This window comes from Chryseobacterium sp. LAM-KRS1, assembly GCF_013184525.1.
GTDB lineage: Bacteria > Bacteroidota > Bacteroidia > Flavobacteriales > Weeksellaceae > Chryseobacterium > Chryseobacterium proteolyticum.
The window spans coordinates 73,114-87,002 of sequence record NZ_JAAOIZ010000001.1 but is presented as its reverse complement, the minus strand read 5'-3'; the positions used below and the strand labels follow the sequence as shown (position 1 = coordinate 87,002).

General features: G+C 36.5%; 15 protein-coding genes and 3 tRNA genes. All 18 read right to left on the bottom strand.

Features of this window, described 5'->3' with window-relative positions; genetic code table 11:
• Nucleotides 1-65: 65 nt before the first annotated feature.
• Nucleotides 66-139: transfer RNA gene (locus tag G9C87_RS00415), tRNA-Asp, on the bottom strand.
• A 34-nt stretch (nt 140-173) separates the two neighbouring features.
• A tRNA-Asp gene (locus G9C87_RS00410) sits at nt 174-247 on the bottom strand.
• A 32-nt stretch (nt 248-279) separates the two neighbouring features.
• Nucleotides 280-353: transfer RNA gene (locus tag G9C87_RS00405), tRNA-Asp, on the bottom strand.
• A gap of 128 nt (nt 354-481) precedes the next feature.
• Nucleotides 482-799: a thioredoxin gene (gene trxA, locus G9C87_RS00400; RefSeq protein WP_034682284.1), complete on the bottom strand. Its 318-nt coding sequence runs from the start codon at nt 797-799 to the stop codon at nt 482-484.
• Between the two features lie 85 nt (nt 800-884).
• Nucleotides 885-2,060, bottom strand: coding sequence for a cysteine desulfurase family protein (locus G9C87_RS00395; protein WP_172276707.1), 1,176 nt, complete (start codon nt 2,058-2,060; stop codon nt 885-887).
• 1 nt (nt 2,061) lies between these two features.
• A complete protein-coding gene (locus tag G9C87_RS00390; RefSeq protein ID WP_172276704.1) occupies nt 2,062-2,526 on the bottom strand; it encodes a hypothetical protein in 465 nt (154 codons plus the stop codon).
• 23 nt (nt 2,527-2,549) lie between these two features.
• Nucleotides 2,550-3,137 (bottom strand): HAD family hydrolase, encoded by a 588-nt coding sequence (locus tag G9C87_RS00385; protein ID WP_172276701.1) that lies wholly within the window; start codon nt 3,135-3,137, stop codon nt 2,550-2,552.
• Nucleotides 3,138-3,141: 4 nt separating this feature from the next.
• Complete coding sequence (locus G9C87_RS00380) at nt 3,142-3,867, bottom strand: SDR family NAD(P)-dependent oxidoreductase (RefSeq protein ID WP_172276698.1); 726 nt, start codon at nt 3,865-3,867, stop codon at nt 3,142-3,144.
• Entirely contained in the window at nt 3,868-5,187 is a 1,320-nt protein-coding gene (locus G9C87_RS00375) for an FAD-binding oxidoreductase (RefSeq protein WP_172276695.1), read from the bottom strand.
• On the bottom strand, nt 5,184-6,071 hold the full coding sequence (locus G9C87_RS00370; RefSeq protein ID WP_172276692.1) for a decaprenyl-phosphate phosphoribosyltransferase: 888 nt from the start codon (nt 6,069-6,071) through the stop codon (nt 5,184-5,186). The genes G9C87_RS00375 and G9C87_RS00370 overlap by 4 nt, the downstream gene beginning before the upstream one ends.
• A gap of 107 nt (nt 6,072-6,178) precedes the next feature.
• On the bottom strand, nt 6,179-6,868 hold the full coding sequence (locus tag G9C87_RS00365) for an OmpA family protein (protein ID WP_172276689.1): 690 nt from the start codon (nt 6,866-6,868) through the stop codon (nt 6,179-6,181).
• 25 nt (nt 6,869-6,893) lie between these two features.
• A complete protein-coding gene (locus G9C87_RS00360) occupies nt 6,894-7,385 on the bottom strand; it encodes a lipocalin family protein (protein ID WP_172276686.1) in 492 nt (163 codons plus the stop codon).
• Nucleotides 7,386-7,508: 123 nt separating this feature from the next.
• On the bottom strand, nt 7,509-9,191 hold the full coding sequence (locus G9C87_RS00355; RefSeq protein ID WP_172276663.1) for a S8 family serine peptidase: 1,683 nt from the start codon (nt 9,189-9,191) through the stop codon (nt 7,509-7,511).
• 1 nt (nt 9,192) lies between these two features.
• The gene (locus G9C87_RS00350) at nt 9,193-9,816 is read right to left on the bottom strand and encodes a WbqC family protein (protein ID WP_410498706.1); all 624 of its coding nucleotides are present in this window, start codon (nt 9,814-9,816) and stop codon (nt 9,193-9,195) included.
• Between the two features lie 58 nt (nt 9,817-9,874).
• Nucleotides 9,875-11,530 (bottom strand): signal peptidase I, encoded by a 1,656-nt coding sequence (gene lepB, locus G9C87_RS00345; RefSeq protein ID WP_172276657.1) that lies wholly within the window; start codon nt 11,528-11,530, stop codon nt 9,875-9,877.
• Nucleotides 11,531-11,608: 78 nt separating this feature from the next.
• Nucleotides 11,609-12,310 carry a 4-hydroxy-tetrahydrodipicolinate reductase gene (gene dapB / locus G9C87_RS00340; protein WP_172276654.1) on the bottom strand — a complete coding sequence of 234 codons (702 nt, stop codon included), beginning with the start codon at nt 12,308-12,310 and terminating at the stop codon, nt 11,609-11,611.
• Between the two features lie 31 nt (nt 12,311-12,341).
• Nucleotides 12,342-12,980, bottom strand: coding sequence for a DUF5683 domain-containing protein (locus G9C87_RS00335; RefSeq protein WP_172276651.1), 639 nt, complete (start codon nt 12,978-12,980; stop codon nt 12,342-12,344).
• Entirely contained in the window at nt 12,981-13,871 is an 891-nt protein-coding gene (locus tag G9C87_RS00330; RefSeq protein ID WP_172276648.1) for a ParB/RepB/Spo0J family partition protein, read from the bottom strand.
• Between the last annotated feature and the right edge of the window lie 18 nt (nt 13,872-13,889).

The window sequence follows — 13,889 nt, the reverse complement described above, 5'->3', positions numbered from 1 at the left end:
TTTCCGATTATATTTACTTTAAAAACAAAAAATGCTGTAAATAATATTTACAGCATTTTATATTGCGATCCGGACGGGACTCGAACCCGCGACCTCCGCCGTGACAGGGCGGCATTCTAACCAGCTGAACTACCGGATCAGTAGTCCTGAGTTTTTCAATCAAATTTGATATGCGATCCGGACGGGACTCGAACCCGCGACCTCCGCCGTGACAGGGCGGCATTCTAACCAGCTGAACTACCGGATCAGTAGTTCTATAATTTCAAATAAATTTGATTGCGATCCGGACGGGACTCGAACCCGCGACCTCCGCCGTGACAGGGCGGCATTCTAACCAACTGAACTACCGGATCAAATTTTGTTAAAGAACTTGTTTCTTTTTTGTGATTGCAAAATTACACCTTTTTTAATTACCTGCAAATTATTTGTTAAAAAAATGCCTCCCAAAAGCGGAAGGCATTCATTATCAAAGTTATTTTTTTTATAAGTGTGCGCTTAATTTTTCTGCGATCACTTCTTTTGGTGTTACTCCAACTAATTTATCAACAACTTCACCATTCTTAAAAATAAGAACTGTAGGGATATTTCTAATGCCATACTGCATAGAAATTTCCTGGTTGTTGTCTACATCTACTTTTCCTACTACAGCTTTTCCTTCAAAATCTGTTGCTACTTCTTCAATGATTGGTCCCAGTGTTCTACAAGGTCCACACCATACCGCCCAAAAGTCTACCAATACTGGTTTATCAGATTTCAAAACCGTTTCCTGAAATGAGCTATCCGTAATTTCTAAAGCCATTTTTTTTATTTTATTTAAATTAATATTCTATTGTTTTTTTAATCCTTAATTGGATCATCAAAATTACTACTTTTCAGCAATAAGGTTATCTATGCTGAACATTTGTTTTTTCTATAACCAAATCATCTGAAATTTCTTTCAGGGCATTTACGAAAACATCAATATCCGCTTTTGTGGTCATATGGCTAAATGAAATACGTAAAGGTGTACAATTATCCATTTCATCTTCTGATAGAACCATCATCATAACCATTGAAGGTTTTGATGCTCCTGACGAGCATGCACTCCCCTGAGAAATGGCGATCCCTTTCATATCCAACTGCAAACCTATTAACGGATTTTTATATGGTAAAAGAGCACTTAAAACAGTGTATAAACTATTTTCAGTTTCAGCACTTCTTCCATTGAACTTAATCCCTGCTATTTCAGCAGATAATCTTTCAATGGTATAATTTTTTATTTCCTGAATATGATGGGTATATGCTTCCATATGATTAAGAGAAAGCTCTAAAGCTTTTCCAAGCCCCACAATACCTGCAACATTCTCAGTACCGGCTCTCAGACTTCTTTCCTGAGGTCCTCCTGTGATAATCCCCTTAAGACCTGTCGCTTTTCTGATAAAGGCAAAACCTACTCCTTTTGGTCCATGGAATTTATGTGCACTGCATGAAGCAAAATCTACCGGAATGTCAGAGAAATCAAGATCGATATGCGCCATGGTCTGAACAGTATCAGAATGCAGAAGTGCATTATTTGCTTTGCATATCTCAGCCATCTTTTTAAGGTTGGTAATATTTCCGATCTCATTATTGGCATGCATTAAGCTTACAAGGGTCTTTTTATCTGATGCCTTTAAAAGTTCTTCCAATTTATTAAGATCGATATCTCCTTTTTCATTCGGACGGATATAAACGACCTCTACCCCTTTTCTTGCCTTCATATCGATTATACTCTCTGAAACACATTTGTGTTCCAGTGGAGAGCTGATGATTCTTTGTACTCCAAGGTGTTCCACACTGGATTTAATGATCATATTGTTGGACTCTGTCCCGCATGATGTAAAAATAATCTCAGCGGGCGTTACATGTAGATAATCAGCCACCTGCCTTCTCACATTTTCGATCAGGATTTTAGCTTCCTGCCCAAAGCTATGTGTAGAAGAAGGATTTCCAAAGTTTACCTTCATGGTACCTACCATTGCATCAATAACTTCTTCTGAAAGGGGTGTTGTTGCTGCGTTATCTAAATATACTTTATTCATTTTATTTTGAATATTTTAATACGACGGAATTGAATTGATAATTGGAAGGAACTGTAAAAACCACCCAAGGATTGGATATCACCTGGATCTCCATTCCTCCGGACTCACGCTGTGGAACTTCTACATACAAAATATTATCCTTCACAGAAAGACTTTTTATCTCACTGATCTTATGGTCTCCTGACCTAAAAGTTCCAAGGTTGTATAAAACAGCTTTTTGATTTTTTGGAAAGGCAGGGTATTTAATTGCTGCATCCTGTCCTAGTTCAGCAAGGCTGGAATTACCTTTTATAATTTTCTGAAGCTCTTCTTCACTTTTAAGAATTTTGAAGCCAGCGGTTTCAGTGCCACCCTGAGATTCAGAAACAAGGATTTCACCTCCTTTTTGTGTATCATTAGATACTGAAGACGGTGCACTTGTACAGCTCATGAAAAAAGCAAGGAACCAAATAAACAGTTTATTCATTGTTACATTTTTACCTCCCAAAATTAGTGAAAAAATTGGTAATGTCCTTCATTTGCCCATTTCAGCATTTGCTTATCTCCTGAAGTATCGCCAAAAGCGATTATTTTATCGTATTTTGAATTGTTGATCTGCTCCTGGATTCTTATGAGTTTTTCTTTTCCGTTACAGTTTTTCCCTATAAAATTCCCTGTAAAAATACCGTTTTTAAACTCTGCACGCGTGGAAACCAGCTGCATTTTCAATTCCTCTGCAAATGGTTTTACCCAGATATCCAGAGAAGCCGTAACTAATAGACTCTGAGTATTATTACGATCTATATTTTTAATAAAGTCGAGTGCATTTTCACGCACAATCTTAGGATAGTGCTGCTCAAAAAACTGTCTCGATTTTCGTTCTATTTTTTCTTGTGATTGTCCTTTCAGTATTGAACCGATGAAGCTTTTTTTGACCTTTTCCGTTTCCGCAAGTTTTAATTTCAATAAAATAAACAGAGGAACATGTCTCAAAAATTGTATATGGTATTTCGTAGAATCATAAAATTTCAGATACATAAACATTGTATCCTTATAGGTAATCGTTCCATCAAAATCAAAACAATACAATTTTTTCATTTTATCAGAGCTTTAATTTTTTAAATACAAATTCAGGAATATTCCTGATAATCATCATAATAATTCCCCAGACAGGCAATACATAAGCTACATTTTTTTGTTTTTTATACGCATTGTAAATGGAAGCTGCAGCCTGTTTTGGCTTGGCCGTTAACCTTGGATTTAACGGAAGCCCTTCTGTCATTTTAGTTTCCATAAACCCTGGTTTAATCGTCAGCACATGCACTTTCTTATCAAACAGATAATTCCGTAGCCCGCTTAAATAGGTTGTAAAAGCTGCTTTTGCACTTCCATAAATGAAGTTACTCTGCCTCCCTCGATCTCCTGCCACAGATGACAATCCTATGATTGTACCTGATCTTCTGCTTTCAAATTTCTGGGCAAAATAATTCATCACAGGAACCAGTTTTGAATAATTGATATTAATTATTCTTTCCGTATTTTTATTATCATACAAACCTTCTTCTGTTCCATCTCCTAAATATCCCGTTGCACAAAATAATACATTTGAATTGACATGATCAAATCGGGTGTAATCTATTTCTTTCATTAAATCCAACTCAATCACCTCAGCCTGTTGCAGAAATTTAACATCAATATGTCTTGCGAACCTTTCCGTGGTTTCCTTATTTGAGGTCAGAAGATAGATTTTCTCATATTTTTCACCTTCCTGCAGAGCCTTTTCAACAAAGGCTTGTGCTACTTCAGAGGTACTTCCCAGAACTATCATTTATGAATTATTATTTATGATTCTTTTGTGCTGTAACGACACAAATTTAGGATTTTGAATATTTTTAAGGTAATTCGTCAAAGAAGATTTACTCATGCTGTCTTTGGTCAAATAAATTCTACCTCCGAATTCCTGAACAATATCATCAAGCTGTTTTACCAACTTTTTAAGTTTCGAATTTACTTTAAAATCAAGTGCCAAAGTGTACCCTTCTATAGGAAATGAGTTGTAAGCTTCCTCGTTATTCTTTCCAAAGAGTTTTAAAACAGCCAGAAAGGATCCGTTTCCGCTATTGGCAATGGTTTCCAGGATCTTCTTCATGCCCTCCTTTCCGGAGTCTTTAGGAATTACCATCTGATATTGGATAAAACCTGATTTACCATAAATTTTATTCCAATCAGTAACAAAATCCAGAGGGTAAAAGTATGTTTCATAATCTATAAAGCTTTTAACTTCTTTTTTAGACTGCTTTTTATAATACAGCAGATTAAATATTTTTACCGTTAAAGCATTCAGGACAAAGCCCGGAAAATAAAAAGGGACAGTTGGTTGAAACTTTTTCTTTAGCCGTAGAGGACTTTTTGCCATATTCTGAGGAAGTTCATGCTGAAAAGCATGTTCTCCCCTCATCAAAATGCTCCTTCCAATATTTTTACCCTTTTGTAAGCAATCGATCCAGGCAACAGTATATGTCCAGTTTTCACTTTCTTCAAAAAGCCTGAATATTTCATCAAGGTTTTCAGCTTTAATACTTTCCTGGCGAATATAAGCTGATTCTATATTTTTAAGCTTAAACTTTGCCGTCAGAATGATGCCCGTAAGTCCCATTCCGCCGATAGTTGCCCAGAATTTATCTGAATTGGTCTCTCTCGAACATGTTATGATTTCCCCATTTTCATTCATAAGTTTAAATTCAATGACATATTCTGAAAAACAACCTTCTGAATGATGGTTTTTACCATGTACATCTGATGCGATGGCGCCTCCCACAGTAACAAACTTGGTTCCCGGAGTTACATAAAGAAAGTATCCTTGCGGAACAGCTATTTCCAAAACATCTGAAAGCAGCACTCCGGATTCACATTCTATAATACCGTTCAACCGGTCAAAGCTGATGAATTTATTGAGTTTTTTTGTCGAAAATATATGTTCCCCTAATGAAGCATCTCCATAACATCTTCCATTCCCTCTCGCGATCACTTCATTATGATTCAATACAAATTCCCTTATGTTTCTGAAGCTGTCTTCAGACTTCATTTCTTTTTCCACTACAGGAAAATTGCCCCAATTGGTAACTTTTTGTATGAAATTCGGCTTCATTTTTTAAAATAGATTTGAATTAAAAATGTTGCAACCCATAATAGTAAGGTAACCTGTATATACCTGTCCCTGTACACTATTTTTGTGGGGGATTCCGTTCTGTTATACACTAGAGTCTGCTGCAGGTATCTGAGAAAGGCAAATACAACAAAAATAACGGTATAAAAAACCCTTTCGTGGAATTTTGCCTGCACCTCCGGTGACAGGGTAAACATTAAATAACACATAATGGCCAATGTAACAGAAATAGACAGTGCTATATCGGCAAACTGTACATTATAACCATCCAGAGCACGTCTTGTCTTACCCGAAACCTGCGCATTGATTAATTCACCTCTTCTTTTTCCTATTGCCAATACCAATGCCAGAACAAATGTAAGCAGTATAGCCCATTGTGAAATACTTATTCCGGTAATGTAACCTCCTGCAAGAACCCTTAATACAAACCCTGTGGCTATGATAAAAATATCAATAATAGGAACATGCTTCAACCTGAATGTATAAGCAAGATTCATTACAAAGTAAAATGCAATAATGGTTGCAAATTTCCAGAGAAGCTGCTCGAAATAGAACTGAGCAAAAAGAACAAGGAAAATATCTGTAATTGCGAGTCCTATTAAAATTCCTATAGCTTTTGATTTAGAGATAGCACCACTCGCAAGCGGTCTTCTTCTTTTTTCAGGATGCCTGCGATCTGCCTCTATATCATTGTAATCATTCAGAATATAAACCATGCTGGCAGCAAGGGAAAAGATAACAAAAGCAAAAATACTCTTGGTAAGCAGATCAAGGTTTTTGATATTGCCGGAAAAAAATAATGGCACAAAAACAAATAAATTTTTTACCCATTGTTCTACACGCAGCAGTTTAAGATATTTCTTCATTTATGTTATTTCAATTGCAAAAATAGTAATTTCAAGATGAGTAGCATAAAAGTACAAAAAAAACCGCCGTGGCGGTCTTTTAAGAAAATATTTATATATTAAATTAATTACTTGCCTTGTTTGGCTTCATTAATCATTTTTTCATTGGCTGTAATGGCAAACTCTACCCTTCTGTTTTTTGCTCTTCCTTCTTCCGTATCATTACTGGCTACAGGCATATTTTTACCTTCTCCTTTCGTAAACATTCTTCCTGAAGCGATTCCTTTACCTGCTAAATATGCTTTAACCGCATCTGCTCTTCTTTGAGAAAGGGCCATATTATAAGCATCTTTACCAACGCTATCTGTGTGTCCATAGATATTGATGTTCGTGTCAGGGTTATTGGCCAATACCTGAGCTAATTTATCAAGGTTGGTCTGAGCTACAGAGGTAAGGTTAGATGAATCGAATGCAAAGTTTACTATACTTTCATTCATCGTCACTTTAATACCATCTCCTACTCTTTCTACTTCAGCACCAGGTAAAGTTTCTTTAATTTCTTTAGCCTGCTTATCCATTTTGTTACCGATAACGTTACCTGCAACACCACCAATAATACCTCCCAATACTGCTCCTAATGCTCCGTTTCCTCCTTTACCTACGTTATTACCTAAGATACCTCCAAGTACAGCTCCCGATGCAACACCTACTGCTGTACCTCTTTGCTGGTGGTTAGAATTCTGAACTGCCTCACAACTTGTCAATAATAAAGTTGATGATAGGAAAATACCTGCGATATATGTTTTATTAAATTTCATCTTTTTAATTTTTTCTTGTTATAAATTATTTCATTCCAGTTCTTTGGAAATTGTATACCACTCTCACTGTGCTTCCATCAAATGGAACGTTTTGTTCAAGTGAAAACTGATCTGTAGATTGGTTGATCAAGTTTAAAGAATAACCAACCGTATTTTGTTTAGCTTTTGTTCCTTCAGCAATTTTCTTAAACATAAAAGTATTTCCACCTTTAACTTCAAATTTAATTGGCTGTGTAATGCTAGGGCAGCTTCCACCTCCATTTAAGGTATAAGATCCTGTGTAGTTATTGGGAATCAATCTCCAATGACTTCCTACGAAACATTGTGCATCTGCTCCTTCATCAAACGGTTTAATTTTAAATCCTTTATCATAATCGATACTAACAATCTCCCAATCTCCTTTAATCTTTAAAAAATCAGATTTTTGGTTTTGTGATGTTTGTGCATTTTTCACTGAGGAACAAGACACTGCAAAAAGTGATGTTCCCAACATTCCTGCAAGTAGTAACTTTTTCATTTTGTCGTTTATTTTTTGTTACATTAAAGTTACAAAAAACCGTGCCAAAATTGAAAAATAAAAACAAAAAAGTCCGAAAAATTCGGACTTTTTATCACATACACTGTAATACAGTGAAATATATTATTTTTTAACGGCCTTTTTTACGGATTTCGTAGCCTTTTTTACAGCTGATGCCTTACCGTTATAGAAGTTAGTATAAGCATATTCAGCTGCCTTCTTTAGATCGATAACACCTCCGGCTTGAGAAAGGTCGGCAAATCCATTTTCCGTACTTGGATTACTTGACTTTACAAGAGCTTCAATAATCTGGTCAGGTCTTAAATTAGGCATATACGCTAATAAAACCGCAGCAGCACCGGCAACAACAGGTGATGCCATTGAAGTTCCCTGAAGATATTCATATTCACTTGTTGGAACCGTAGAATAAATCTCTTCACCCGGAGCAAAAACATTTACCATTTTCTTATTAAAGTTAGAGAAGCTCGCTCTCAACTCATTGTTTCTATTAGTACTTGCTCCAACAACAATCACGTTATTTACGAAAGGTTTTTCGTCTGTAATATTTTTAAAGTTGGTAGGATATGCAAGATGCTCAGCAACATCTTCATTTTCATTTCCGGCTGCCTTTACAAGGAGAACTCCTTTATCTTCGGCATATTTGAATGCATCCCAAACAACATTTTTACCGGGAGACACTGGTTTTCCAAAGCTCATATTTAATACTTTAGCTCCATTATCTACAGCATATCTGATGGCGTTAGCAACATCCTTATCTCTCTCATCTCCATTAGGAACAGTTCTCACGGACATAATTTTTGCTACTCTTGAAGCTACCCCGTACTGAACTTCTTTCCCCTGAGGTAATCCAGCAATAATACCGGCAACGTGAGTCCCGTGTTCTGCATCAGGCCCCTGATAATGATTATTACCGTAATTTTTTTGAGAATAATCATCATAGTTATCTCCAACAATTTCGGCTCTTGTATCATAGCTTAGATCATATTGTTTTGCTGCAGGAGCAAAATGATCGATAGCGCCTTTCATTTCTTTCTTCATTGAAGTTTCGAAATCTGCAGAAGATTTTCCTGCAAATTCAGGACTATGGGCAACCTGAGTCAGAATATTAAGTGCAATTGCATCTTTTTGTTCTGTTGGAGCCTTTATAGCAGCAATATTTTCAGAAGTCACTGATTTCCCTCCTAACAATTTAATCATGTTCGGAATCAGATCATTGATCATTGTGTATTGCTGGAGACTTTGCTTAGCTTCAACACTTTTCTTTGTGAAAAGTTCTTTAGCCTTCATATACATGGCAAACTCTTCAGGCATTTTAGCTTGATTGGCTTTATTCTTAGTAGAATCATCTCCTTCGAATACAGGCTTATATTTAGCTACGACCCTTGTCACCTCCATATTATCAACGTCTACATCACCATTCTTTCCTCCGATAAAATTCCATCCGTGAACATCATCGATATAGCCATTACCGTCATCATCTTTTCCGTTACCCGGAACTTCATTCGGGTTTGACCAGATATTTTTGATCAGTCCCGGATGATCTACCTGCACTCCACTGTCCAGAACACCTACAACAACAGTCTTAGGCTTCAGACCTTTAGATTCTAAATATTTATATGCATTTTCTGTATTGACACCATATACTTTGGTTGTTCCAAAATCTTTATGGTACCAGGTCATTAAATCTTTATTTTCTTTCGGGTCAACGCTCTTCGCCTGTGCTTCCTGTGCAAAAGCAGAATTAAAGCCTGCTAAAAAGACAGCAGCTAATAATACCTTTTTCATGCTAGTATGATTGTTTAATATTTTTTATATAAGTCAAAGATTCAGGTCCTTTGTTACAAATAAGGTCCAAAATTGACAGATCACTTAAAAATCCCATTTTATCAGAAAATGTCTGATAGTAATCATCCATTTTATATTCGGAAGCAATTTTTGCAGAAAATTTTTCTCTGAAATTTACTTCTTCAGGATTTTTGATATACTCTTCATTCAAAGAGTATGCCTTTTCCGTTTTTAGGATTTGTTGTATGATCTCTAAACCTTTAAGATTGAAATCCAAAAGATAGTTTTCTTTTAATTCAAATAATCTGATCAGTTTATCTTCATAAAATTCGAAATAAGGAGAACTTTGATAAGCTGTCTTGATAGATTTCCAGTGGAGCTTTCTCCAATCTTCCCTGTTGGAGATCTCTATTTCTTTGAATTGTCTTTTACCCGTATGACTGATCGGGATGATCAAAGAAAGTTTTCCGTTTGCCCCATAAATATTCGCCCGGTTTCGGTACGTCTGTTTGGGAAAATTTTCGAATTGTTCAAAAGTAACCTCATTTTCAGGATCTAAAAACACTGAAAACCAGGAAATCGGTGGTAAATAAAACACCGGTAATAATACATTCTTCATATTCATAATACAAAAATGAAGTATTTTTTCAAATACTTCATTCTATTTTAAAATTTATTTTACTTTATAAATCCTCCTCAGTTTTTTTCTTTCTGAATAGTTTAACAAAATAGTCCCATCCGAAGAATAGAATAAGAATCATCGCTGCAATCCACCAGTATGAAGTTTTATTGGCTTCTCCTGTATTTGTAGCTTTAAACATTCTCTCCCAACGGATCTTGAAAGGCGCCTGATATGTAGAGCTGGCATCTTTGAAAACACCTTGCAGACTCATCCATGTAAACATTGGCTTTCCTACAATATTTTCTTCAGGAACAAAACCAAAGAATCTTGCATCAAGTGAAGCATCTCTGTTATCTCCAACCATCATATAATAATCCTGTTGTATTGTATACTGATTGGCTTCCTTACCATTGATTAAAATTTTTCCGTCTTTATTTTCCAGGCTATTGTGTTCATACTCCGAAATAATCCACTGATACATCGGAAGCGTTTCTTTATTAATTGCGACCACATCACCTTTCTTAGGTATTCTAAGAGGTCCGTACCAATCCTGATTCCAAGGCTTATTGATAGGAAATATAGATTGAGTGGTATCGATACTTTTTGTGTAAGCCGTTCTGTCGGCGTTAAGCTTGTGCTGAACCGTAGCTGAGTCTTTAGGAAAAATACTTTCTTCCATATCAATTACGTTCGGCAATGCTTTGATCTCTTTAGCCGTTTTATCGGTTAATCCCTGGAACATGTATACAAATCCTTTATCCGTCTGCATTTCTCTTACGGGCAAGAATCCATATGTATTGTATAATCCTGGAATATCCAATTGAGTACCTGTGTTAACTGTATATGCGTGCTGAACTTCCTGATCCCCTAAAACCGTTTCTGGTTTTCCGTTTACAAAAAGTCTTCCAGCTCTCATTTCAAAAGTATCGCCGGCAGTTGCCACACATCTTTTTACATAAGGGTCTTTCCTGTCAATAGCTGTATGCACTGAATCCTGAGGATAGTTGAAAACAAGGACATCATTTTTCTGAGGTTTGCTGAATTGCATTATTCTGGCGTAAGGTAGCTTCACTCCATCAACATAAGATTTGGGATCATCCTTCGGGTTTCCTTTTTCTCCGGAATCAAAGATTGTTCCCTGTAAGAAAGGAATTGCAAGCGGACGCATCGGCAATCTGTATCCATAGCTCCATTTATTTACAAAAAGGAAATCTCCTACTAAAAGGGTTCTTTCCATGGATCCTGTAGGGATACCGAAAGGTTGTGTTACAAAAACATGAATAATCGTTGCAAATACAACAGCAAAAGTCACTGAACCTATGAAGGAATCTTTCTTTTTAGCATTTTTCTCTTCATCCGTCAGGAATAGCTCATTTTCGTCTTCTACCTCTGTATCTTTAGAATAATTGACCGTAGCCATGTATATGAACGGCAAAATAACAGTTAGAAGCTGGTGCTGGAAAAGATTTTTTCCAAACTTTTTCATAAGATAAATATGAAAAACCGACATCATAATCGGACCTACGATCGGCAAATAGGATAAAATAGCCCACCATTTAGGGTGTTTGGTCTCTTTTAAAACAATAAAATAATTGTAAAAAGGTATAAAAGCAAATAAAGGGCTATACCCTAATTTTTTGAACAGCTTCCATGTTGAAATCCCCATTAATACGGATAAAATGAGAACGTATACTGTATAAGTTAAAAAATAATTCATAAATTTCGTGCCTTATTCTATTGATTTGTGTTGAGCAACTGTTTTTATTAGTTTACTATTTGTAGCATTTGTTACAAGTTAAAGCCCTAAAACATCTTTCATTGTAAAGTTTCCTTTCTTGTCTTTAATCCATTCCGCAGCTACTACGGCCCCTAATGCAAAACCGTTTCTGTTAAATGCGGTATGCTTTATTTCAATTTCATCCACTTCACTTCTGTAAAAGACACTGTGTGTTCCCGGAACTTCATCTTCACGAATAGCGAAAATACCCAGCTGATTCCCCTGAGTTTCTTCAAGCTTCCAGGCATCAAATTTGGGATTATTTCTAAATATTCCTTCGGCCAGAGAAATTGCCGTTCCGCTTGGAGCATCCAGTTTATGAATGTGGTGAATTTCTTCCAACTGACAAGAATATTCGTTAACATTTTTCATCAGATCAGCCAGCTTTTCATTTAAAGCAAAGAATAAATTAACGCCTAAACTAAAATTGGAACCATATAAAAATGCCGTCTGATTTTCCACCGCAATTCTTTCTACTTCAGCCTTTTTCTCTAACCATCCTGTTGTACCGCAAATCACCGGAATTTTATTTTCCAGACAGGCTTTTATATTATTAAAAGCTACTTCAGGTAACGAAAACTCGATAACAACATCGGGATTATTAAGGTTTTCAGCAGTTGGAGTTTCTTTAAGGCGGGCAACTACTTCATGTCCTCTATTTGTTGCAATCTCATCAATGATCTTGCCCATTTTTCCATATCCAACTAATGCTATTTTCATGTAATTTATTTTAGATATACCTACTTACGATCTAGAACCTGTAGCTCAGACTTAATCCGGTCTTGGGAGGTTCGATACTAAACTGGTCCTGAATAACTGTAGGTTTAAAAGTTAAATCAGGGTCATGGCGGCTTTCATAAAGGTGTGCATCTACAACAGCATCTACTATACTCAGGATATAGATCAGCCCGGTAATTGCAATTGCATAGTCCCTTTGTCTTTTCGCTCTGTCCTGAACGTTCGCCAGTGCAACTTTATCAAGCCATGGACGACTATCGATAAATTCATTGGGAGTTCCGTTCAATTTAGCAATATAGTACTCTCTGTACTTCTTGTATTGTTTATCATTCCACATGGCTATTCCTACTCCGGTACCTACAGCACCCCAAACGATAGGAATTTTCCAGTATTTTTTGTTGTAAAATTGCCCTAGTCCAGGGAAAACAGCCGAGTATAAACCCGCTTTTGTTGGATTTAATTTTAATGTTTTTGCTGTGGGACCGTTGGCCTTTTCCAGATCAGCCACCACTTTAGCTTCAGACTTTTGAGGCTTTGCGGCAGGGATACTATCCTTCGGGTAGTGCTCTACCCGAATGGTATCATTAGGATTTACTTGTGAGTAAGCAGCAGCATACAGGCACAAGAAAAAAGTGAACAATAATTTCTTCATTTATTTAATGTGGGATAGAATATATTCCAATTCATCCTCATTCTTAAAGTCAAGAACAATTTTACCTTTTTTACCATTTCCGGTGGTTTTGATCTCCACTTTTACATCTAAAATGTCAGCAATTGTTTTCTGAGCTCTTTTATAGTTATTGGAAAGTTCAGCTTTTACCTTTTTGGCAGCAGGTGATTTTGGATTTTTTAAAGCTGTAGCAGCCTGTTCAGCCTGACGTACATTCAACTGTTCTTTAATGATAAGGTCAAACAAAATTTGTTGTAGCTCCTCATTTTCCATACTGATAATAGCACGGCCATGTCCTGCAGAAATCTCACCACTTCTGATAGCATTCTGAATATCCGGGCTTAGTCTCAATAACCTGATAGAATTGGTAATCGTACTTCTGTCTTTTCCTACTCTCTGGCTAAGGTTTTCCTGAGTCATTCCGATTTCGTCCAAAAGTCTTTGATACGTCAATGCAATCTCAATAGAATCAAGATCTTCCCTCTGGATATTTTCAACAAGAGCCATTTCTAAAAGCTCCTGATCGTTTACCAAACGGATATAAGCAGGAACAGAAGTTAGTCCGGCAATTTTACTCGCTCTGAAACGTCTTTCCCCTGATATAATTTCAAATCTCTCGCCTTCTTTTCTAAGAGTGATCGGTTGGATCACCCCTAAATTTTCTATAGACTGAGCGAGTTCATTGAGTGCTTTTTCGTCAAAATAAGTTCTTGGCTGGGTTGGGTTGGGATAAATATCTTCAATCGCTACTTCTACGATATTTCCAACAAACTTATCCGCTCCCTCATCAGTAGCAGAGTTCACTGTAGCTTTGGATTCAGCACTTAAAATAGCACCCAAACCACGTCCCATAGCTCTTTTTTTGTCCTTCATAGATATTTTTGATAAATG